A 20,250-nucleotide genomic window follows, 5' to 3' on the forward strand; every position below is an offset into this window, starting at 1 on the left:
CATGTCTGCCGGATTCTGTGGCGTCAGCCAAGTGCCGATGCTTAGGGAAAAGACATGCGTGAGGACAACAACCTTGCGTCCTAGCCATTCACATAGCGCCGGTGGAAACGGTGGCCGAGGCTGGTCAAGACCTCATAGCCGATGGTGCCGGCTTGGCCGGCTACCTGGTCCACCGTCTGCGACGACGGTCCAATGAGTTCGACGAGGTCGCCGGCCTTCAGCCTGCCGGGCGGCAATGCGGAAATGTCGAGGATGATCGAATCCATCGAAACCCGGCCGACGAAGGGCAGCCGCACATTTTCGAGCCAGGCGGAGGAAGCGGCGCGTCGATGCCAGCCATCGCCATAGCCGAGCGAAATCGTAGCCGCGGCAAGCGGAGCCTTGGTGTGGAAAGTGTGACCGTAGCCGACACCGGCGCCGGCCTCCAATATCCGCGTCTGGATGACCTTGGCTTGCAATCGCACCACCGGCAGCATCGGATTGTCCTTCGCCGGCGTCGGATTGACGCCATAGAGAGCGGCACCCGGACGAACGAGGTCGTAGTGATAGCGCTGCCCGAGAAAAATGCCTGATGAATTGGCAAAGGAAGCCGGCGCTTCCGGCAGCATCCGGCGCAGCCGTTCGAATTCCAGCCGCTGCCGCTCGTTGGCCGGCTGCTCGGGTTCATCGGCGCAGGCGAGATGGCTCATCACGAACGTCAGTTCGACACCGTCGAAAGCCTGCGGATCCTGCGCGACTGCCTTCACCTCGGATGGCGTCATGCCGAGCCGCGACATGCCGCTGTCGACCTGGACGGCGGCTGGCAATTTGCGGCCCACCCGCCCCGCCGCTTCACGCCATGCCGAGAGCTGGCTGGCGCTGTTGAGTACGGTGCAAAGCCCTGCCGCAACCGCTTCCCTTTCCGCACCCGGCGGAATGCCGTTCAGCACATAAATGGCCGGGTCTGAGCCGAGCGCCTTGCGCAGCAAGATGCCGCCGGCCAAATGCGCAACAAAGAAAGTATTACAGCCCTCACCCATCAGCGCCGCCGCCACCGGCGCCGCGCCAATCCCATAGCCGTCGGCCTTGACCACTCCAGCACAGCCGACGCCGCCCAGCCGCGCCTTCAGCCGCCGGTAGTTCTCACGGACGGCGCCGAGATCGATGGTCAGGATCGCCCCTGCCGCGGCTTCGCTGATCGGTTCGCCCAGGGTGACGGTCGGCGGAAGAGATTTGCTGGAGATGTCGTTCATGCCGACCTGTTTTAACGGAAGGCCGGCGGCTACGCCACCAGGTGCCGGAACGCCGCCACCACGTCTTCGTAGACCTTGCGCTTGAACGGCACGATTAGGCCCGGCAATTCCAGCATCGGCCGCCACGCCCACCGGTCGAACTCGGCCTTGTGGCCACCCGGCGGCGGATTGATCGCGATCTCGGTTTCGTCGCCGTGGAAACGGAAGGCAAACCATTTCTGCGTCTGGCCGCGATATCGTCCCTTGAAGGCGACGCCGACCAGATGCGCCGGCAGGTCGTATTTGATCCAGTGCGGCGCCTCGGCCAGCAGCGACACCGAGCGCATGCCGGTCTCTTCGTAAAGTTCACGCGCCGCCGCGGGCAGCGGCTCCTCGCCATCATCGATGCCGCCCTGCGGCATCTGCCAGAGCTGCGTCGTTCCAGCGAATTCGCTGTCCGGCTCGGCAATGCGACGGCCGACCCAGACCAGGCCGGCCTCATTGAGGACCATCACCCCTACGCAGGGCCGGTAGGGCAGCGTCTCGGGGTCAACGAGCTTGTTCTTTGCCATCTCAGCCTTTTTCCGGATCTATGGCCACCGCCGAAACCGGCACGATCTCGATGCCACGCTTCTTGGCCTCGGTCACCCAGGAAGACACGGTATCCACCGTCAGGTCGAAAGCCGAGCCGATGCCGACGGCAAACCCTTTCGCCCGTGCCGTCGCTTCCAGCCCATCCAGTTTCTTCAATATGGCGCCGCGGTCCTGCACCGCATCGATCGCCGTATCGCCGCCGACGAACGGCACGCCGTCCTTCAGCGCCAGTTCGGGTGCCAGGCTGCGCGCCGACGAACCGTCGTCGACATAGGCCAGACCACGCTTGCCAAGCTCGGCCATCAACGGCCCCATCGCCGTCGCGTCGGCCGAAAAGCGGGCGCCCATATAGTTCATGACGCCGGTGTAGTTGGTCGTTCGCGACAGCGCCCAGCGTAAATTCTTCAAATTCTCGTCCGGCGTTGCAGCCACGGTCAGCGTGTTACGGCCGGGATTGACGTTCGGATAGTCGAACGGCTCAAGCGGTACCTGCATGATGACCTCATGGCCGCTCTGCCGCGCCACCTGCATCCAGCGGCCGATGCTGTTGCCTTGCGGCGCGAAGGCCAGCGTCACTTCCGCCGGCAGCTTGGCGATGGCTGCCTGCGTGCCGGTCTGCGACACGGCAAGCCCGCCGATGACGAGCGCGACGCGTGCACCGCGAGCCCCGGACCACGGCCGCGCATAGACATCGAACGGGCGCCTGCCGTCGGCGGCGCGGATCGGCAACGGACCGGTTTCGCTGGCCTCGACCAGCGCCTTGTCGGGAATGTGCGCGATCCTGAGGTTCTGGCCGATCGTCGAAGGGTCGCGGATGACGATGGCCGCATTGGGTGGACCGTCGCCCTCTTCGGTCTGGACATGGATGATCTGCGGACCGCCCGTCTTCGGCCCGCTTATGTTGGCCCCCCTTGCGTTGCTTGGCGCAGCCATTTCGGGCGTCGCCTTGGCGGGCGCGGCGACGGTATCCGCCGCCGGCGTCTTCGGCGTCGAAACGGCTACTTCTTGCAGCTTCCGGAACGGCTTGTCTCGCAAGGCGATCGCGCTGGAGACGCCGACCACGGACAGCACGACAAGCGCGGCCGCGACCGCACCGGCGCTGATCCCGCTGCCTGAGCGCGGCAGCCGGATCGCCTGTCCGAGAGGTCGTTCTATGTCCTTGCCGATATCAGCCAAGCCCGCACCCCCCGGCGTGCATCCCCGAAGTAAACCTTCTCCGGAGGCGCAAAATCCAAAATGTCGGCGCGTCCCCTTGCTCCACTGGACGCGCAGCATGCCGGCCGCAGCCCCGAATCAAACTGCCGGAGCCTCGCGGCCCCGGCAGCATCGCATCGCTTCGCTCAGGCAGCCAGACCTGTTTGGCCCGGCTTGCCCGCCCTTACTGGTTCAACACGGCCTTTTGCGGATTCGGCGGGAACGCCGGATCGGTCTTCTGGCCGCGCAGCAGTTGCTCGGCATAGATGAGCTGCAAATCGTCCTTGGGTTCCGGCGGCACATAGGCGGCCGAGCCCGAACCGGTCGTGCTTTCGTCGGCGCCCTTGATATGGCCCTTGAGGTCCGATTCGCCGCGCGTCAGGTCCCTGCCCTGCAGTTCCGCCGGCAGCGGCTGGTCGACCTTGATGTCGGGCGTGATGCCCTTGCCCTGGATCGACTTGCCGGACGGCGTGTAATAGAGCGCCGTCGTCAACCGCAGTGCCCCGTTCTCGCCGAGCGGAATGATGGTCTGCACCGAACCCTTGCCGAAGGACTGCGTGCCGACCACGGTGGCGCGGCGCAGATCCTGCAGCGCGCCGGCAACGATTTCCGATGCGCTGGCCGAGCCGCCATTGACGAGCACGATCAGCGGCTTGCCGCCGATGTCGTCGCCGGCCCGCGCGTCGAAGCGGGTGACGTCCTTCGGATCGCGGCCGCGCGTCGAGACGATCTCGCCACGGTCGAGGAAGGCATCCGACACGCTCACCGCCTGGTCGAGCAAACCGCCCGGATTGAGGCGCAGGTCGAGCACGTAGCCCTTGAGCTTGTCGTTCGGCACCTGCTTCTTGATGGTGTCGATGGCATTCTCGAGGTCGTCATAGGTCTTTTCGGTAAAGGAGGTGATCTTCATGTAGCCGATGTCGTTTTCGACCCGGAACTTGACCGCCTTGACCTTGATGATATCGCGCACGACGGTCAGTTCGATCGGCTTGTCGGCGCCCTGGCGCAGGATGGTGAGCTTGATCGGCGTATTGACCAGCCCGCGCATCTTCTCGACGGCGTCGTTGAGGGTCAGGCCGCGGACCTCCTCGCCGTCGATCTTGGCGATATAGTCGCCGGCGAGCACGCCTGCCTTGGCGGCCGGCGTATCGTCGATCGGCGTGATCACCTTGACCAGGTCGTTCTCCATGGTGACCTCGATGCCGAGGCCGCCGAATTCGCCCTTGGTCTGCACGCGCATGTCCTGCGCTTCTTCGGCATTCATGTAGGAGGAGTGTGGGTCGAGCGACGACAGCATGCCGTTGATGGCATTTTCAACCAGCGACTTGTCGTCGGGCGGCGTCACATAATTCGCCCTTACCCGTTCGAAGATATCGCCGAAGATCGCCAGTTGCTTATAGGTCTCGGAGCCCGCAGCCTTCGCTGTCGAGCCGGGCGCGCCATAGACCAGGCTCATCGCCGATGCACCCATCAGCGCACCGGCAAACAGAAGCGACAGTTTCCGCATCATTCACGTCCTTCCAGAAAAACGGTCCGCCCACCATGGGGCCGGATCGACGGGTTTTCCATCCTTGCGGAACTCGACATAGAGCTCCGGTGTGGCATTTCCATTCTTCGATGCCGAGGTGCTCGCCACCCGGGCCTCTCCCATCGCGCCGACCGGCTCACCTGCGAGCACCGACTGGCCAGACGCGACGCTGATTCTGCTCATCCCCGCCAGGACGACATGATAGCCGTCACCCGCATTCAGGATCAAGAGTTGACCGTAAGAGCGGAAAGGCCCCGCATAAAGCACATTTCCATCCGCCGGCGCTGTGACGATGGCTCCCGATTGTGTCGCAACCATGTCACCGAGCATCACCGCGCCGTTACCGTCGTCGGCCCCGAAGCGCCGCTTGATCCTGCCGGTGACCGGCAGCGCGATCTGCCCTTGAAGCGCGGAAAACGGCGCGGCAGCGGTGAGCCTGTTGCTCTCCGGCACCGGCAGCGAGGCCAATTCCGTCGGCGCCGCAGCCGATGCCGGGCCCTTGTCTGCGTCGGCCGTCTTTTGCTCGGCTGCCTTGGCCGCATCCGCCGCCTTGCGGGCTCTGTCGGCCTCGAGCGAGGCGATCAGCTCTTTCAGGCTGCCGGCCTTGGCCGCCAGCGTCGCGGACCGCTGCTTTTCGGCGGCCAGCGCGGTTTGCGTATCGGCGGCGAGCTTCTGCTTGGCTTCGAGCAGCATGCCGAGCCGCTTTTTTTCCGCCGCCTGCTCGCCGACAGCTGCCGTCAGCCGCGCCCGCTCGGCCTCGATCGAGGCCGTCACCCGCGACTGCTCCTTGAGGTCGGCCAGCAACATGTCGGTCTGCTGGCGCAGTTCCGGCACCACGGCACCGAGCAGGATGGCGCTGCGCACCGACGACAATGCGTCCTCCGGCTTGACCAGGATCGCCGGCGGCGGATTGAGCCCCATGCGCTGCAGCGCGCCGAGCACTTCGGCCAGAACGTCGCGTCTGGCGGCCAGTGAGGCGCGGATCTTCTGCCCCTGCGCCTTCAGCCCTTCCAGCTTGCCGCCAATGTCCTCGATGTCCTGGCCGAGCTTCTGCTCGGTCATCGCCGACTGGATCAGCGCCGCGGTGATCGAGGCGTGGTCCTTCTTGACAGCCGCTATGTCGGCGGCGAGCTTGGCCAGCCGCTCGGACGACAGCGTGATCTCTTTCGATACTTTTTCGTATTCGGCGCGGCTCTGGTCCGGGTCGGGCGCCAGGTCAAGCGTGTTCTCGGCCCGCGCGACGCCGAGCGAAAGCGCGATCGTCGCCACGGCGATGCCGTAGCGCACGCGCCAGGAGCCCGTTCGTGATTTCCAGTCTTCAGACATTGAAGCCTAACTCTATGCGCGGCTTCGTTAACGAACCATCAACCATGTTCGAGCCCCGGCCGCCATCGACAAACCCCATGAGCCCAAACTGTCGATGAGCATTGGGGCAAAAATCCGGGCGGCTGGCATCAATTCGCCGACGGAGCCGACTTCATGAACGATGGTAGGGGTGACCGGAAAGGATCGTGGCCGCCCGGTAAAGCTGCTCGCCCAGCATCACGCGGACCAGCTGATGCGGCCAGGTCAGCGCGCCGAGCGACACCGTCAGATCAGCCAGGTCGCGCAGTGACTGGTCATGGCCGTCGGCGCCGCCAATGGCGATCACCAGCGCCTTGCGCCCGCCATCGCGCAGCGAACCTATGCGGCCGGCGAAATCCTCGGAGGAAAGGTTCTTGCCGCGCTCATCCAGCAGCATCAGCGCCGTGCCCGGTTGCAAGTGCGTCTGCAGCTTCTGGCCTTCCTCGCGCCGGCGCTCATTGGCCGTCTGCGCGCGACCTTCGGCAATCTCGACGATCCCGGCGAATTCGAGGCCTACGGCAGGACCGCTCCTGGCAAAACGCTCGAAATAGCGGTCGGCCAACTGCTTCTCGGGGCCGGCTTTCATTCGGCCCACGGCATGAACCGTAATCTTCATCCCTGCCTCGAAGAGCCGCTGATGCATGTCGGACAACGACATGCATCAAGACGAGTACGGCTCAGTGGAGGGTCTCCTCCTCGAGATCAGGCGCCTGCCACATCTTTTCGAGATTGTAGAAGTCGCGGACCTCGGGACGGAAGACATGGACGATGATGTCGCCCGAATCGATCAGGACCCAGTCGGCGCCAGCCAGCCCCTCGACGCGCGCCGTGCCGAGCCCGGCATCCTTGAGCGCCTTGAGGAGATGATCGGCAACAGCCGAGACATGACGGTGCGATCGGCCCGATGCGACGACCATGTAGTCGCCGAGGCTCGATTTCCCCTGAATGTCGATTGAGACGATGTTTTCGGCCTTGGAGTCTTCCAGACTGGCAAGGACTGTCTTGATGGCGCGGGACACGGCGTCGTTTACGCTGATCCCGGCCGGCGAAGGCACGATGTCGGCCTTCTTCCGCAGTGCTGTTCTCAGTGTATTTCCTTTCGCAGCAAGAACAACCAAATCACCTCTGAAATCAGGTGACACTGCTTAGATAGGCAGAGTTAGGTTGCAGTTTCAAGACACCGCTCGCAAGCAGGCACCCGGCAGCGGCCGAATATCCGGCTTTTCGGGCCAGAAAATCGGAACCGCCTCGCCCCGCAGCGGTTATCGGCTCATCCACGAACCGGAATCCCGACATGCCGATCGATCCCCAGAACGCCCTCCTCACCGTGCAATCCGGCCTGGCGCAACTCAGCACGCTGATCGTCTCCTACTCGCTTTCGGCGGTCGGCGCCGTCATCCTGCTGGTCATCGGCTACATCGTCGCCGGCCTCGCCGAGCGTTCGATCTATGCCGGCCTCGGCCATATCAGCGGCTTCGACGAAACGCTCCGCCATTTCTTCTCGCAGGTCGTCCGCTACGCCATCCTGGGACTGGTCGTGATCATGGTTCTCGGCCAGTTCGGCGTGCAGACGGCTTCGATCATTGCCGCTATCGGTGCCGCCGGCCTGGCCATCGGCCTGGCGCTGCAAGGCACGCTGCAGAACATTGCCGCCGGCATCATGCTCCTGGCGCTGCGGCCGTTCCGCATCGGCGAATATGTCGAAGTCGGCGCGATATCCGGCACCGTCGAGGAGATCGGGCTGTTTGCCACAACGCTGAGGACGGTCGAAGGCGTCTACGTGCTTGCACCCAACTCGACCCTGTGGAACCAGCCGGTCCGCAATTTCACCCGCAACGGTGTGCGCCGCGGCGACATCACGCTCAGCATCGGCTCCTGGAACGACATCGATTTTGCGCAGAAGACCATGCTCGGTGTCGCCGCCGCCGACCGGCGCGTCAGGCGGCAGCCGGCGCCGATCGCCTTTGTCGCGACTGTCGGCGACAGCACCGTCGCCATCACCTTGCGCTACTGGACGGCGGCTGCCGATTTCTTCGCCGCCCAGATCGACCTCACCAAGAGCGTCAAGCAGGCGTTCGATGCCGAAGGCCTTTCAATCCCGGCGCCGGCGCCGAAAGCGCCGCAGCCGGATGCCTCTGCCACGCGGCAATAGAGCATCTTAAGCCGGCCGGCAGATGGCCCTCAAAGCTCTCCGCGCCCGCGCTGATCTTCGGGCGCGAAGGCGAGATCGACAGGCAACGGCGCCTGCGCCGTCATCGGCGCGAAACTGCCGGTCTCGGTGGCGGGCACCGGCCGCACCATGACGACGCGCCAGAGAACGAACAGGCAGTAGGCGGTGGCAATGACGATTGCCACATAGATGAAGGCCTGCGTGCCGTAGACGGCGGAAAGTCCGGTCACAATGCCGGGTACGACGAAGCCGGACAGCGACCAGGCAAACAAAAGCGAGCTCGACAGCGCCACCATGTCGTCCTTGCCGGCGCGGTCGCCGGCATGGGCGCTGGCCAGCGAGTAGATCGATTCCGAGGCGCCGTCCCAGACCACATAGATGACAAGCAGCGCCGCCAGCGCGCCGCCGTCGAAACCGAGGGCAAACAGGCCCGCCGCGGCGGCAAGCGCCGACGCAGCGATCAGCACAAAGCGCCGGTCGGTGCGGTCGGAAATCCAGCCGAGCGGAATCTGCAGGATCAGCGTGCCGACCGGCATTGCCGAAAGCAGCAAGGCGACGTCGGCCTGGCTGTAGCCCTTGGCCGTGGCATGGATCGGCGCAAAACCCGAGATCGTCATCGACAGGCCGCCGACGGCAAGCATGCCGGCAACGCCGACCGGGGAGATCCGCCAGGCGCGGCCAAGCGCCACGGACGCCGCTTGCGGCGCCGGCGGCTGCGCAAGCCGCGTCAGCCCGACGGGAAGGATCGACAGCGCGGTGAAGGCAATGCCGATCAGCGGCGCGTCGGCCGCGCGGATATCGACCAACGCCAGCGTCGAGTAGCCGACGCCGAGCCCGGCGACGTAGGCAACGTAGAAGATAGCCATGACCCGGCCGCGGATGGCGTTGGCGACGACATCGTTCAGCCAGCTCTGCGCGACAATGAACAGGCCGCATATGGCAAAGCCGTAGAGTGCCCGTGCAGCGATCCATGGCAATGGGTGCGGCCCGGCGCCGACCGCGGCGTTGGACAGCACGATCAGTGCCGACAGCACCATGAACACGCGGGCATGGCCGACACGCCGCACCAGCGGCCCGGTCAGGATGCAGCCGGCGAGGCCGCCAGCCGAAAGGCCGGTGACGATCAGCCCCGCCCATGTCGGATCGAAGCCCTCGGCGCCGAGCCGGACTGGGATATAGGCGAACATCAGCCCATTGCCGACGGCGATCAGCGCCATCGACAAAAGGATGCTGGCAATGGCGATCGACGGCGCCGGCTGCCCTAGACCGTTCTTGTCCTGGTCGCGCTCGAGAATCGTCATGACCGAGGATCGCCCATCAAGCAGGTCAAGGCAGCGGCAAAAGCGACATCACCGGACTTGCCTTCTCCCCTTGTGGGAGAAGGTGGATCGGCGCGCAGCGCCGAGACGGATGAGGGGTGCTGGAAGAAATGCAGCGTAAAAAGACCGAGGGATTTTAAGTGCTTAGTTCTTCAAGATAGCGATCATTCCAGCACCCCTCATCCGACCGAGCTTCGCTCGGCCACCTTCTCCCACAAGGGGAGAAGGAGACTCCTATCCCTTTGCCACCTTGCGGATCGCGCTCGACGACAGCGACGAACGCGGGCCGTGGATGAAGGTCCAGGCCGGCGCGTCCATGCGGGCGAGCCGCGGCGCATCGCCCTCGTCGACGCGGGCATAGTCGAAGGTCTTGGCGACCACCGACGACAGGAACGACAGCGTCGCACCCGGCCGGTCGACCACCGCGATCGGAAACGTCATCACGATGCGGCGCCAGCGCTGCCAGCGGTGGAAGTCGCGAAGCGAGTCGGCGCCCATGATCCAGACAAAATCGACGCTCGGGTTACGCGCCTTGACCAGCGCCAGCGTGTCGGCGGTGAAGCGGACGCGGTGGGCCGCCTCGAATGCGGTGACCTTGATCTTCGGATTCTTCGCGATCTTTTCGGATAGCTGCAGCCGCTCGGCCAGCGGCGCCAGGTCTCCGGCATTCTTGAGCGGATTGCCGGGCGTCACCATCCACCACAGCTGATCGAGCGCAAGGCGTCTGAGTGCGATCTCGGCGACCAGCGCATGGCCGGCATGCGGCGGGTTGAACGAACCGCCGAACAGCCCGACCGCCACGCCTTTCCCGGCATGCGGCATCTTGAGATAGCGGGAGGATATGGCATGTTCGGACAAGGCAAGCATGCGTCAGGCACCCCCCTCTGCCGCGCCGGGCATCTCCCCCTCAAGGGGGGAGATTGTCAGCTTCATCCCTGGCGCCCTTAGTGCGACATCGAAGATTGGCGAAAGTCTATGCGACATCCGATCTCCCCCCTTGAGGGGGAGATGTCCGGCAGGACAGAGGGGGGTGGCTGGGCGCACGCCTCTCAGGCTCGGACTGTGGACGGATTCAAGGCCTCACCTGTCCCGACCCGCGCACGCGATATTTGAACGAGGTCAGTTGCTCGACGCCGACCGGCCCGCGTGCATGCATCTTGCCGGTGGCGATGCCGATCTCGGCGCCCATGCCGAACTCGCCGCCATCGGCAAACTGGGTCGAGGCGTTGTGCAGAAGAATCGCCGAATCGACCTCGTTGAAGAACCGGTCGACCGCTGTGGCGTCCTCGGCGATGATCGCCTCGGTGTGATGCGAGGAAAACGTCTCGATATGCTCGATGGCGCCGCCAATGCCGTCGACCAGCTTCACCGCAATGATGGCATCGAGATACTCGGTCACCCAGTCTGCATCGGTCGCGGGCTGGGCATCGGCATAAAGCCTCAGCGCCTCGGCATCGGCATGGATCTCGCAGCCCGCCGCCCGCAGGGCCTCGAGGATCGGCACCAGGTGCGTGCCGGCGGCGGCACGGTCGACCAGCAGCGTCTCGGCAGCACCGCACACCCCGGTGCGCCGCATCTTGGCATTGACCGCGATCTTGACCGCCATGTCGAGATCGGCCGATCGGTCGATATAGAGATGGCAGATGCCCTCGAGATGCGCGAAGACCGGCACCCGTGCCTCGTTCTGCACACGCTCGACCAGGCTGCGGCCGCCGCGCGGAATGATGACCTCGAGATTGCCGGAAAGTCCTTTCAGCATTTCGCCGACGGCGGCGCGATCGGTGGTCGGCACCAATTGTATGGCATCCTCCGGCAGCCCGGCTGGCTTCAGCCCCTCGACCAGGCAGGCATGGATAGCGGCGGAAGAATTCGCCGAATCCGAGCCGCCGCGCAGGATCACCGGATTGCCCGCCTTGAGGCAGAGCGCGCCGGCATCGGCGGTCACGTTAGGCCGGCTCTCATAGATGACGCCGACGACGCCGAGCGGCGTGCGCACCCGTTCGATATGCAACCCGTTCGGCCGGTCCCATGCGGCAATGACATCGCCGACCGGATCGCGTAACCCGGCGATCTCGCTGATACCGTCTGCCATGGCGCGGATGCGGGCGGGATCGAGCTTCAGCCGATCCATCGACGCTGCCGATAGGCCAGCCTCCCTGCCATTTCTGATGTCGATGGCATTGGCGTCGAGGATGTCCTGCTCATGCCGAAGGATCGCCTGAGCCATGCCGATCAGCGCCGCGTGCTTGCGCTCGGCCGCAGCTATGGCCAGCGGGCGGGCCGCGGCACGCGCGCGGCGGCCGATATCGGCCATCAGCGCCACGGTATCATCCCGGGATTTTTCATGCAGCGTCAGCATGGCTCATCCTCCGCTATGTAACCTGGTCACCGACTACTTGCTCACCACCGGCATGGCTCACCACAAGGTCGTCGCGGTGGATCATCGCCGAACGCGCCTCGTAGCCGAGCACGGTTTCGATCTCTGTCGTCCTCAGCCCAGCGATCCTTACGGCATCGGCGGCATCATAGGCAACCAGCCCGCGCGCGATCTCGCGGCCCTCGGGCGACAGGATCGCCACCGTGTCGCCACGCGCAAAATTGCCGCTGACCAGTTTGACGCCGGCCGGCAGCAGCGACTTGCCGGAGAGCAGCGCGCCGATGGCGCCGGCATCGACGGTCAGCCGGCCGGCCGGTTCGAGCTGCCCGGCGATCCAGGTCTTGTAGCCCTTGACCGGATTGGCGCTCGGCCGGAAGAAGGTGGCACGCTCGCCGCGCTCGATTGCCAGCAGCGGCGACAGCCGCGTGCCCGATGTGATGATCATGGCGGTGCCGGCGGCGGTCGCGATCTTGCCGGCGTCGAGCTTGGTGCGCATGCCGCCGCGCGACAATTCCGAAGCAGCGGCACCCGCCATCGCTTCGATGTCGGGGGTGATGCGGTCGACGACCTGAATGAACCGGGCTTGCGGGTCACGCGCCGGCGGTGCCGTGTAGAGCCCGTCAACGTCGGAGAGCAGCACCAAAAGGTCGGCGCCCATCATGGTGGCGACACGCGCCGCCAGCCGGTCGTTGTCGCCATAGCGGATTTCGGAGGTGGCCACCGTATCGTTCTCGTTGATGACCGGCACCGCCTTCATCTTGAGCAGTGTCGAAATCGTCGCCCGCGCGTTGAGATAGCGGCGGCGCTCTTCGGTGTCGCCGAGCGTCAGCAGGATCTGGCCCGATTTCAAGCCATTCTTGCCGAGCGCATCCGACCAGGCGCCGGCCAAGGCGATCTGCCCGACGGCAGCAGCAGCCTGGCTCTCCTCGAGCTTCAGCGCCCGCTTGCCGAGGCCGAGAATGGTGCGGCCAAGTGCAATCGCGCCCGAAGACACGACGAGAATTTCGGCGCCGCCATTGGCCAGCACGGCGATGTCGTCCGCAAGCGAGGCCAGCCAGTCGCGCTTCAGGCCCGTCGTGCGGTCGACAAGCAGCGCCGAGCCGATCTTGACGGCAATGCGCCGATAATTTTTCAGCGATTGCGCGGCCATGGCTATGTGTTCCAGCGCGTCTCGACCGGCGCAGCGACAGCCTCGCGTGCATCGGCCACCACAGCGATCAGCGCGCGCAGCACCGCCTCGACGCCTTCGCCGGTGACTGCCGAAAGCAGCATCGGCGCGCGGCCGGCGGCACGTTTCAGCGAGGCGGTCTTTTTCTTGCGTGTGTCGGCATCGAGTATGTCGATCTGGGAAAGCGCGACGATTTCGACCTTGTCGGTCAGCCCATTGCCGTAGGCTTCGAGCTCGGCACGCACGGTCTTGTAGGCATTGGCCGGATTTTCTTCCTGCGCCGAGACAAGATGCAGAAGGACGCGCGTGCGCTCGACATGGCCAAGGAAGCGGTCGCCGATGCCGACACCTTCATGCGCGCCTTCGATCAGGCCCGGAATATCGGCAATGACGAATTCGCGACCGTCGATGCGGGCCACGCCAAGGCCCGGATGCAGCGTGGTGAAGGGATAGTCGGCGATCTTCGGCTTGGCCGCGGTGACCGCCGCCAGGAAGGTCGACTTGCCGGCGTTGGGCAGCCCGACAAGGCCGGCATCGGCGATCAGCTTCAGCCTGAGCCAGATGTTGAGCTCTTCGCCCGGCAGTCCGGGATTGGCGCGGCGCGGCGCCTGGTTGGTCGAGGTCTTGAAGTGCTGGTTGCCGAAACCGCCATTGCCGCCCTTGGCCAACAGAAAGCGCTGGCCGACGACCGTCAGATCGCAGATCAGCGTCTCATTGTCCTCGGCAAAGACCTGTGTTCCGGCCGGCACTTTCAGCGTCACGTCGGCACCCTTGGCGCCGGTCATGTTGCGGCCCATGCCGTGCGTCCCGGTCTTGGCCTTGAAATGCTGCTGGTAGCGATAGTCGATCAGCGTGTTCAGCCCATCGACCGCCTCGACCCAGACATCGCCGCCGCGACCGCCGTCGCCGCCGTCCGGGCCGCCGAACTCGATGAACTTTTCGCGCCGGAACGACACCGAACCGGCGCCGCCGTCGCCGGAGCGGATGTAGACCTTGGCTTGATCGAGAAATTTCATCGGATTGTATGGTTTCTGCTATTGGCTTTGCGGGATTGCTCTAAACCAAGGCGGGTCGAAGGGCGAGGGCCGTTTTTGCTACTGTAACGTCGCGCGTAGCTCTGGACGCGTACCATTTGGTTGACCCTTGCCGAAAATCGATCCTCGGCTTTCCAAGCGCGAGATGTCGGAATGAAGCTGGTAACTTACAATGTCCACTACGGCGTCGGCCTCGACGCCCGCTATGATATCGGCCGTATCGCCGATGCCGTGCGCGGCGCCGACGTGATCGCGCTGCAGGAGGTCACCCGCGCTAACCCGAAGAATGGCGGCCGCGACATGGTGGCCGACCTCGGCGAGGCGCTGCCCGACTATTTTGCCGTCTACGGCAGCAATTTCGAAGCCGACGCCGGCTCGCGCCTGGAGAACGGCCGCGCCATCACGACCACCTTCCAGCTCGGCAACATGGTGCTGTCGAGGACGCCGATCCATCTGTCGCGCAATCTCCTTTTGCCGCGCAGCCGCAGTGTCGAGGCGATGAACTTCCAGCGCGGCGCGCTGGAGGCGCTGATCGAAACGCCGCTTGGTCCGATCCGCTTCTATTCCACCCATCTCGACCACCGTAGCCCGGTTGAACGGCTGAGCCAGATCCGCTTTCTGCGCCAGCGTCTGTTGAAATACCCGCTCGAGGGCGGCGGGCTCTCCGGCGTCGCCGAGATCGGCTTGCCGGACCTGCCTTGTCCCGAAGCCTTCGTCGTCATGGGCGACTTCAACATGCTGGCCGGATCGCCGGAACATGTCGAACTTGTCGGCCAGCCTGACCATGAATTCGGCATGCCGGTGACCGCCGACCTCGCCATCGATGCTGCCACACGCCTCGGCGCTGGCGGCGCCGATCTCGTCACCTGGGTCGAGCCCAAGCGGCCGGGCGATACCAGCCGCTACAAGCGCATCGACTACATCTTCACCAGCGCCTCGCTTGCCAAATCGCTGAGTCGCCTGTGGGTCGACCGGCAAGCGGCCGGTTCGGATCACTTGCCGGTCTGGCTCGAGATGACGTGAGCCGCATCCATCAAAAATGCACCCAGTTCCGCAGGCTGGTCCAGGTCTTGCGATCGAGGCGGTAGCGCTCGACCGGCACCTGGCCTGCAACGATCGAGTTCAGCATGCCCTGGCCGGCATACTGGAAGCCGCATTTGTGGATGACCCGGCGCGAGGCCGGATTGATAACCCGCGTCGAGGCGTGCAGCACCTGGATCGTGGTTCTCTGGAAGGCAAGGTCGACCAGTGCGTGCGCTGCCTCCGTCGCGTAGCCGCGTTTCCAGTACGGCTCGCCGATCCAGTAGCCGAGCTCCAGCCCGCGATCCGTGGTGTTGAGCCCGGCACAGCCGACGAAGGTCTCGGTGCCGGCCAGCGTCAACGCATAGGCGATTCCGGCCCGGCGCGATGCCGTCATGGCGAGGAAGGCGCGTGCCTCGGCCTCGCCATAGGGATGCGGCATGCGGGCCAGCATTTCCGCGACATGGCGGTTGTCGGCGAGCGCCACCAATTGCTCGATGTCGCTTTCACGCGGGGGCCGCATGACCAGCCGCTCGGTGACCAGGACCGGGCAATCTATCGTGTAACTTTCGTCGTCTGTCGCTTCCGCTTCGGCAACCATGTCAAAGTCCTCCAGGCACAAGAAAAAGGGGAGATGGAAACCCATCTCCCCTGATCCATTTCCTGGCTTGGCCAGACACCGGTTCCCGAGATGGGTGCCGGTGTTCTCTTGCGGAACCGGCTACTCCGCTGCCTTCGTCATCGGGTTCACCGATACGTAGGTTCGGCCATTGGCTTTTTTGTTGAAGGTGACTGCGCCAGCTTCCAGCGCAAACAGCGTGTGGTCCGTGCCAATGCCGACATTGGTGCCGGGATGCCACGTCGTGCCACGCTGACGAATGATGATGTTGCCCGGAATCACGGCTTCGCCGCCGAACTTCTTCACGCCGAGCCGCTTGGAATGGGAGTCGCGACCATTGCGCGACGATCCGCCAGCTTTCTTGTGTGCCATCTAACTACTCCGATGCGCCGCGAGGCGCCTAAACGATCTTATGAACGCGTTCGCGTTCCGTTTCAAGTCCGATCCGGCGACGATTGCGCCAGTTCGTTCTACTTCTTCGCCAATTCCTTGGCCTGCTCGCGCCAGTCCTTGATCTGGTCGGCGCTGAACGGCATGTGCTCGTCGATCTTGGCGACGTCCTTGTCGGACAGCTTGGCGATCTGGGCAAAGGTGGTGATGCCCTGTTCGTTGAGCTGGCCGGCGGCGACCGGGCCGATGCCCTTGATCACGGTCAGGTCGTCCGGCTCGCCTTTCGGCGCCTTGAACAACGGCGCGGCGGCTTCGGCAGCCTTGTCCTCGGTCGTCTCGGCTTTGGCTTCCTTCTTCGGCGCAGCCTCTGCCTTCGCTGCTGCCTTCGGCGCGGCTTCAGCCTTCGCCTCGGTCTTGGCGGCGACCTCGGCCTTCGCTTCGGTCTTGGCGGCGGCCTTCTTCGCCGGCTTGGCGCCACCCAGCAGGATCTCGGCGATCCTGACGGTGGTCAAAAGCTGGCGATGGCCGATCTTGCGGCGCGAATTCTGCCGGCGGCGCTTCTTGAAGGCGATGACGGTACGGTTCTTGCCTTGCTCGACGACTTCGGCGGTGACCATCGCACCATCCACGAACGGCGCACCGAACGTGACGTTCTCGCCTTCGCCATGCGCGAGCACGTTGCCGATCTCGACGATGTCGCCGACATTGGCTTCGAGTTTTTCGATCTTCAGGAGATCGTTGGCGGCAACGCGATACTGCTTGCCGCCCGTTTTGATGACTGCGAACATTTTTTGCCTTTCGCTGTTCGGTCGGCCTTGATGAACCGCCTTAGGCGGTTCGGCCGTCTTTTTGTCAGTCTGCGGGTTCAAAAAACAAGCGGCGCGGAAGATCCCTCCACGCCGATTGCGCGCTGTCCCTAACCGAAGGTTCGGTTTGAGTCAAGGCAAGCGCCGCGGGCAAGCTGCGAATGGGTTGAGCCCAGTCCTAGCAAATATCGAGCAGCGGCTGCCGGAGGCTCGAAGGAAGCACGGACAGAAGCTGCGGCGCCGGGGCAGATTGGCCCTTGTAACCTGCCTGTCCAGCCGTTATCTAGTGCGCCGCGCCGGCAACGGCGGACCATGACCGCGGAGAGGTGGCAGAGTGGTCGAATGCACCGCACTCGAAATGCGGCATGGGTGCAAGCCCATCGGGGGTTCGAATCCCTCCCTCTCCGCCACTTCGGAATGTGTCCATTCCGGACCCATAGGTAACAGCATCTCTCATCGCGCCGGTGATCGCTCAAGATGGCGGGCCTATGCAGCCTTCCGCCGCAATTGGCTCACGCTCAGCCACACCGCCGAAACCAGGAAGTAGAGGGCGCCTACCGCGGCATAGCCGGCCACGTTGGAGATCGATGGCGGCATCGGCATCCGCGCCTGCGCGATGAAAAACGTGCCTGCCAGTGCTGATTGCCCTCCGCTCAGGACCATCGCCCACTGCGCACCAGAGCTCTTCCAACGGCGGACAGCGGTGCCGAGTTGAAGCAGGCCGGACAGGATCGCCCATAGGCCGAACACCCCGAGCACCCAATTCATGCTCATCTTCAGCGCAAAAACGACCGCGAGCGTTGTCGCCACACTGACCACGACGTTGATGGTCTGGGTGCGATTCTGTCCCAATCCTCCGCTGCGCGATGCGTCGACAAAATTGGCCAAGGCATCCCATGCAGGATAAGCCACGAGTAACACCGCCGCGACCACCCCGGAATGCTGTCCCACCGTAAAGGCAGCCGCCACCCAGACAGCCGAGAACGCCGTCCGAGCGAAGTAATAGAGCTTGAGCCATTGTTCTTGGCTGGAGCGGGAAAGATCGCCACTGTAAACCGTCATTGGATTTTCCTTTCGACTAGTAGGTAGGGACTCTCGACGAACGTCGCAGAGTGATTGCTAGTATGGTTAGTTGAGATCTAGGCCCGCATCCGGGGGGAAGCGCGGAGCCGCTCCAGGAGCGGGCCCGTCACGACGGCGAATATCTTCGGATCGCCATAGGCCCGTGCTGAAAGCATCGCGCCGTGAACGGTCGCCATGAACGCTTCAGCCTCGGCACGAGGGGTGCTCATCAGTCGAAATTGGCCGTGCCGCGCACCGCGCTCCATCACCGATGTAAGCCACCCTGACAGCGAGCGGAAATGCGCCCGGACCTCAAGGCCAACTTCCTCGGGCAGCACGGGGAGCTCGCTTGCCAACAGCGCGCAGATACAAAACGGGGCGCTGGCGTTCGCGATGCAGGCTTCCCAATACCCGGCATAGATCCGCAACTGTTCGAGCGGATCGGATTCGTGAAGTTCGACATTTGCCATCCCCGCTTCAGTTTCTTCGCGATACCGCGCAACCAGTGTCCGAACCAGATCGACCTTGCTTGGAAAATGGTGATGGATGCTCGCCTTACGGATCCCGACCACATCAGCGATGTCGGCATAACTGAAACCGTTGTAGCCGCCAGCGACGATCAGTGAACGTGCGCAAGCCAGGATGTCATCAGAGGTGGTAGACAAGTTGCTCATACTTTTACCTACCTTCTGGTAGGATGGCAGTCAAGTCTTATTGCAACGCGAGTAGCGTGAAATTGCGTGGCTATGGCGTAGACGTCATTCGATCTTAATTGATCTCGGCCCGCCATCCATTCAGACAGCTCCGGTGTTTGTCGATCGAGGTAGCCATCCCACTTCGAGGACGAGGCAACACCCTCCGGCCGACCGGACCACCGCCAATCGCCGTGCGGCACTAGGCGTTTGCACCGACTGCGCTATCTCACCATCGTTAGCTTGTTCTATCGCTGGTTGAAGACTGGGAGGTTTCCATGGATCGGCGACTATTTTTGACAGGAATGTTTGGCATTGCCGGGGCCGCGGCCCTTGCAAGCACAGTTCGGCCAATCAACGCAGTGGCCGGCGTTCCAACTGCCAGAAGCGGCATTCTCGATGAACTCGAGGCGCCGGATGTCGAGACCTTCGACGACGATGAAACTCAAGCAGAGTTGCAACCAGTCTATCATCGCCGGTGGCACCGGCCGCGCCGGCGCCGCCGGCGCGCTTGGAGAAGGGTCTGTCGCGTTTACTGGCGAAACGGCTATCGGCGCAGGCGGTGCTTCCGCAGGCGCGTCTGGGTCTGGTTTCGATTCTAGCAACTGGCCGGCTTGAACCCTGGCCATCGCGGCCGGGGTTTTCGCCCCAGGCGGCCGTTAGCGCCCTTAGGGAGCTTTCCTAAGGGCGCGGAGGAAGCTGACGGTGTTTGCAGGGTTCAGAGCCACCAGCCTACGACTGGACGATACGACGATTTTCGCAAGGGTCGGAGGCACCGGTCCGCCGCTGCTGCTTCTTCACGGTTTTCCAGAAACGCATCTGATGTGGAGGGATATCGCCGCAGCCTTGGCGCTCCGCTTCACGGTGGTCGCCGCCGACCTTCGAGGCTATGGGCAAAGCGGATGTCCGATTTCCTCTGCCGATCATAGCCCATACGCCAAACGCGCCATGGCCGGCGACATGGTTCAGGCCATGAAGCAGCTGGGGTTTGAGCGGTTCATGGTTGCCGGGCATGATCGCGGCGGGCGGGTTACCTATCGCCTGGCGCTCGACCATCCCGACAAAGTGCTCAAAATCGCCGTCCTCGACATCATCCCCACCGCCGCAACGTGGGATCGGGCGGATGCCAGACTGGCGCTCGGCTTCTGGCCCTGGAGCCTTCTTGCGCAGCCGGAGCCCCTGCCGGAGCGTCTGATCGGCGCGGCTCCCGATGCTGTCGTCGACGATGCAATTACGCACTGGGGATCGTCGGCGAAAATGGTCTCCAAAGAGGTCAGGAACGCCTATGTTGATGCGCTTCGCGATCCCGCGCATATTCATGCCATCTGCGAAGAGTATCGCGCCGCTGCGACGATCGATCGTGAACATGACGCGCTGGACCGCGCAAACGGTCGTCGCATCGACTGTCCGCTACTGGCGCTATGGAGTGGCGAAGGCGCCCTGGAGAACTGGTATGCGCAAGAAGGCGGGCCGCTGGCCATCTGGAGGAAATGGGCCGACAGAGTGGCAGGATGCGCTGTCCAAGGCGGGCACTTTTTCCCGGAAGAGCACCCCGACAAGACGGCAGCGGCTCTCTCGGAATTCTTTGAAGACAAACAGGTCGGTCAGCACAGAGTATTGTAGAGGTCACATGCTTCAGTTACGCGGAACCTCGCGAGTGCTTCGCGGCCCTAGATCGAGAACCCTCCGAAAATCCGCCCGTCCGGCATCAATGTGCTTGAT

20 protein-coding genes and 1 tRNA gene are annotated in these 20,250 nt (G+C 64.0%); 4 read left to right on the forward strand and 17 right to left on the reverse strand.

All coding sequences use genetic code 11. From position 1 onward, the window contains the following. Positions 1 to 80 precede the first annotated feature (80 nt). From alr to rsfS, 7 genes are all read right to left on the reverse strand, one after another. On the reverse strand, positions 81 to 1,232 hold the full coding sequence (alr, locus tag NKI52_RS02055; protein WP_352574654.1) for an alanine racemase: 1,152 nt from the start codon (positions 1,230 to 1,232) through the stop codon (positions 81 to 83). A gap of 29 nt (positions 1,233 to 1,261) precedes the next feature. Then, the gene (locus NKI52_RS02060; protein WP_352574652.1) at positions 1,262 to 1,783 is read right to left on the reverse strand and encodes an RNA pyrophosphohydrolase; all 522 of its coding nucleotides are present in this window, start codon (positions 1,781 to 1,783) and stop codon (positions 1,262 to 1,264) included. Between the two features lies 1 nt (position 1,784). After that, on the reverse strand, positions 1,785 to 2,981 hold the full coding sequence (locus NKI52_RS02065) for a divergent polysaccharide deacetylase family protein (RefSeq protein ID WP_023678064.1): 1,197 nt from the start codon (positions 2,979 to 2,981) through the stop codon (positions 1,785 to 1,787). Between the two features lie 202 nt (positions 2,982 to 3,183). Then, positions 3,184 to 4,509, reverse strand: a complete 1,326-nt coding sequence (locus tag NKI52_RS02070; RefSeq protein WP_023678065.1) for a S41 family peptidase — start codon at positions 4,507 to 4,509, stop codon at positions 3,184 to 3,186. Continuing rightward, entirely contained in the window at positions 4,510 to 5,853 is a 1,344-nt protein-coding gene (locus NKI52_RS02075; RefSeq protein ID WP_352696887.1) for a murein hydrolase activator EnvC family protein, read from the reverse strand. It lies immediately after the preceding gene. 151 nt (positions 5,854 to 6,004) lie between these two features. Continuing rightward, positions 6,005 to 6,487, reverse strand: coding sequence for a 23S rRNA (pseudouridine(1915)-N(3))-methyltransferase RlmH (rlmH, locus tag NKI52_RS02080; protein ID WP_023678067.1), 483 nt, complete (start codon positions 6,485 to 6,487; stop codon positions 6,005 to 6,007). A 61-nt stretch (positions 6,488 to 6,548) separates the two neighbouring features. Beyond that, positions 6,549 to 6,926, reverse strand: a complete 378-nt coding sequence (gene rsfS / locus NKI52_RS02085; protein WP_023678068.1) for a ribosome silencing factor — start codon at positions 6,924 to 6,926, stop codon at positions 6,549 to 6,551. Between the two features lie 239 nt (positions 6,927 to 7,165). Here rsfS and NKI52_RS02090 point away from each other — a divergent pair, with 239 nt between their 5' ends. Continuing rightward, on the forward strand, positions 7,166 to 8,023 hold the full coding sequence (locus NKI52_RS02090; RefSeq protein WP_352569554.1) for a mechanosensitive ion channel family protein: 858 nt from the start codon (positions 7,166 to 7,168) through the stop codon (positions 8,021 to 8,023). Positions 8,024 to 8,052: 29 nt separating this feature from the next. Here the strand turns inward: NKI52_RS02090 and NKI52_RS02095 are convergent, their stop codons facing one another. From NKI52_RS02095 to obgE, 5 genes are all read right to left on the reverse strand, one after another. Then, the gene (locus tag NKI52_RS02095) at positions 8,053 to 9,342 is read right to left on the reverse strand and encodes an MFS transporter (RefSeq protein WP_352696890.1); all 1,290 of its coding nucleotides are present in this window, start codon (positions 9,340 to 9,342) and stop codon (positions 8,053 to 8,055) included. Between the two features lie 252 nt (positions 9,343 to 9,594). Beyond that, positions 9,595 to 10,182 carry a nicotinate-nucleotide adenylyltransferase gene (locus NKI52_RS02100; RefSeq protein ID WP_352697065.1) on the reverse strand — a complete coding sequence of 196 codons (588 nt, stop codon included), beginning with the start codon at positions 10,180 to 10,182 and terminating at the stop codon, positions 9,595 to 9,597. A gap of 250 nt (positions 10,183 to 10,432) precedes the next feature. Further along, positions 10,433 to 11,719: a glutamate-5-semialdehyde dehydrogenase gene (locus NKI52_RS02105; RefSeq protein WP_352569550.1), complete on the reverse strand. Its 1,287-nt coding sequence runs from the start codon at positions 11,717 to 11,719 to the stop codon at positions 10,433 to 10,435. A gap of 13 nt (positions 11,720 to 11,732) precedes the next feature. After that, positions 11,733 to 12,887: a glutamate 5-kinase gene (gene proB, locus NKI52_RS02110; RefSeq protein ID WP_023678073.1), complete on the reverse strand. Its 1,155-nt coding sequence runs from the start codon at positions 12,885 to 12,887 to the stop codon at positions 11,733 to 11,735. Positions 12,888 to 12,889: 2 nt separating this feature from the next. Beyond that, the gene (gene obgE / locus NKI52_RS02115) at positions 12,890 to 13,921 is read right to left on the reverse strand and encodes a GTPase ObgE (RefSeq protein WP_352696892.1); all 1,032 of its coding nucleotides are present in this window, start codon (positions 13,919 to 13,921) and stop codon (positions 12,890 to 12,892) included. Positions 13,922 to 14,092: 171 nt separating this feature from the next. Here obgE and NKI52_RS02120 point away from each other — a divergent pair, with 171 nt between their 5' ends. Further along, a complete protein-coding gene (locus NKI52_RS02120; RefSeq protein WP_352696894.1) occupies positions 14,093 to 14,962 on the forward strand; it encodes an endonuclease/exonuclease/phosphatase family protein in 870 nt (289 codons plus the stop codon). A gap of 10 nt (positions 14,963 to 14,972) precedes the next feature. Here the strand turns inward: NKI52_RS02120 and NKI52_RS02125 are convergent, their stop codons facing one another. From NKI52_RS02125 to NKI52_RS02135, 3 genes are all read right to left on the reverse strand, one after another. Next, positions 14,973 to 15,560, reverse strand: coding sequence for a GNAT family N-acetyltransferase (locus NKI52_RS02125; protein ID WP_352696895.1), 588 nt, complete (start codon positions 15,558 to 15,560; stop codon positions 14,973 to 14,975). Positions 15,561 to 15,680: 120 nt separating this feature from the next. Further along, entirely contained in the window at positions 15,681 to 15,950 is a 270-nt protein-coding gene (rpmA, locus tag NKI52_RS02130) for a 50S ribosomal protein L27 (RefSeq protein WP_023678077.1), read from the reverse strand. Positions 15,951 to 16,048: 98 nt separating this feature from the next. Beyond that, positions 16,049 to 16,756 carry a 50S ribosomal protein L21 gene (locus tag NKI52_RS02135; RefSeq protein ID WP_352450883.1) on the reverse strand — a complete coding sequence of 236 codons (708 nt, stop codon included), beginning with the start codon at positions 16,754 to 16,756 and terminating at the stop codon, positions 16,049 to 16,051. A gap of 338 nt (positions 16,757 to 17,094) precedes the next feature. On the opposite strand from NKI52_RS02135, the gene NKI52_RS02140 reads away from it, so the two are divergent. Continuing rightward, positions 17,095 to 17,184 (forward strand) — tRNA-Ser (locus tag NKI52_RS02140). Positions 17,185 to 17,260: 76 nt separating this feature from the next. On the opposite strand, the gene NKI52_RS02145 is transcribed toward NKI52_RS02140, so the two are convergent. Next, positions 17,261 to 17,836, reverse strand: a complete 576-nt coding sequence (locus NKI52_RS02145; protein WP_352696897.1) for a DUF308 domain-containing protein — start codon at positions 17,834 to 17,836, stop codon at positions 17,261 to 17,263. 77 nt (positions 17,837 to 17,913) lie between these two features. Then, a complete protein-coding gene (locus NKI52_RS02150) occupies positions 17,914 to 18,510 on the reverse strand; it encodes a TetR/AcrR family transcriptional regulator (protein ID WP_352696899.1) in 597 nt (198 codons plus the stop codon). 723 nt (positions 18,511 to 19,233) lie between these two features. On the opposite strand from NKI52_RS02150, the gene NKI52_RS02155 reads away from it, so the two are divergent. Then, positions 19,234 to 20,151: an alpha/beta fold hydrolase gene (locus NKI52_RS02155; RefSeq protein WP_352569543.1), complete on the forward strand. Its 918-nt coding sequence runs from the start codon at positions 19,234 to 19,236 to the stop codon at positions 20,149 to 20,151. Positions 20,152 to 20,250 lie beyond the last annotated feature (99 nt).

The organism is Mesorhizobium sp. M0590, assembly GCF_040320905.1.
Classification (GTDB): domain Bacteria; phylum Pseudomonadota; class Alphaproteobacteria; order Rhizobiales; family Rhizobiaceae; genus Mesorhizobium.

Coding starts and splice junctions, on each gene's coding strand:
- alr (WP_352574654.1), bottom strand. CDS start 1,232: ATGAACGACATCTCCAGCAAATCTCTTCCGCCGACCGTCACCCTGGGC.
- NKI52_RS02060 (WP_352574652.1), bottom strand. CDS start 1,783: ATGGCAAAGAACAAGCTCGTTGACCCCGAGACGCTGCCCTACCGGCCC.
- NKI52_RS02070 (WP_023678065.1), bottom strand. CDS start 4,509: ATGATGCGGAAACTGTCGCTTCTGTTTGCCGGTGCGCTGATGGGTGCA.
- NKI52_RS02075 (WP_352696887.1), bottom strand. CDS start 5,853: ATGTCTGAAGACTGGAAATCACGAACGGGCTCCTGGCGCGTGCGCTAC.
- rlmH (WP_023678067.1), bottom strand. CDS start 6,487: ATGAAGATTACGGTTCATGCCGTGGGCCGAATGAAAGCCGGCCCCGAG.
- NKI52_RS02090 (WP_352569554.1), top strand. CDS start 7,166: ATGCCGATCGATCCCCAGAACGCCCTCCTCACCGTGCAATCCGGCCTG.
- NKI52_RS02095 (WP_352696890.1), bottom strand. CDS start 9,342: ATGACGATTCTCGAGCGCGACCAGGACAAGAACGGTCTAGGGCAGCCG.
- NKI52_RS02100 (WP_352697065.1), bottom strand. CDS start 10,182: ATGCCGCATGCCGGGAAAGGCGTGGCGGTCGGGCTGTTCGGCGGTTCG.
- NKI52_RS02105 (WP_352569550.1), bottom strand. CDS start 11,719: ATGCTGACGCTGCATGAAAAATCCCGGGATGATACCGTGGCGCTGATG.
- proB (WP_023678073.1), bottom strand. CDS start 12,887: ATGGCCGCGCAATCGCTGAAAAATTATCGGCGCATTGCCGTCAAGATC.
- obgE (WP_352696892.1), bottom strand. CDS start 13,921: ATGAAATTTCTCGATCAAGCCAAGGTCTACATCCGCTCCGGCGACGGC.
- NKI52_RS02120 (WP_352696894.1), top strand. CDS start 14,093: ATGAAGCTGGTAACTTACAATGTCCACTACGGCGTCGGCCTCGACGCC.
- NKI52_RS02125 (WP_352696895.1), bottom strand. CDS start 15,560: ATGGTTGCCGAAGCGGAAGCGACAGACGACGAAAGTTACACGATAGAT.
- rpmA (WP_023678077.1), bottom strand. CDS start 15,950: ATGGCACACAAGAAAGCTGGCGGATCGTCGCGCAATGGTCGCGACTCC.
- NKI52_RS02135 (WP_352450883.1), bottom strand. CDS start 16,756: ATGTTCGCAGTCATCAAAACGGGCGGCAAGCAGTATCGCGTTGCCGCC.
- NKI52_RS02145 (WP_352696897.1), bottom strand. CDS start 17,836: ATGACGGTTTACAGTGGCGATCTTTCCCGCTCCAGCCAAGAACAATGG.
- NKI52_RS02150 (WP_352696899.1), bottom strand. CDS start 18,510: ATGAGCAACTTGTCTACCACCTCTGATGACATCCTGGCTTGCGCACGT.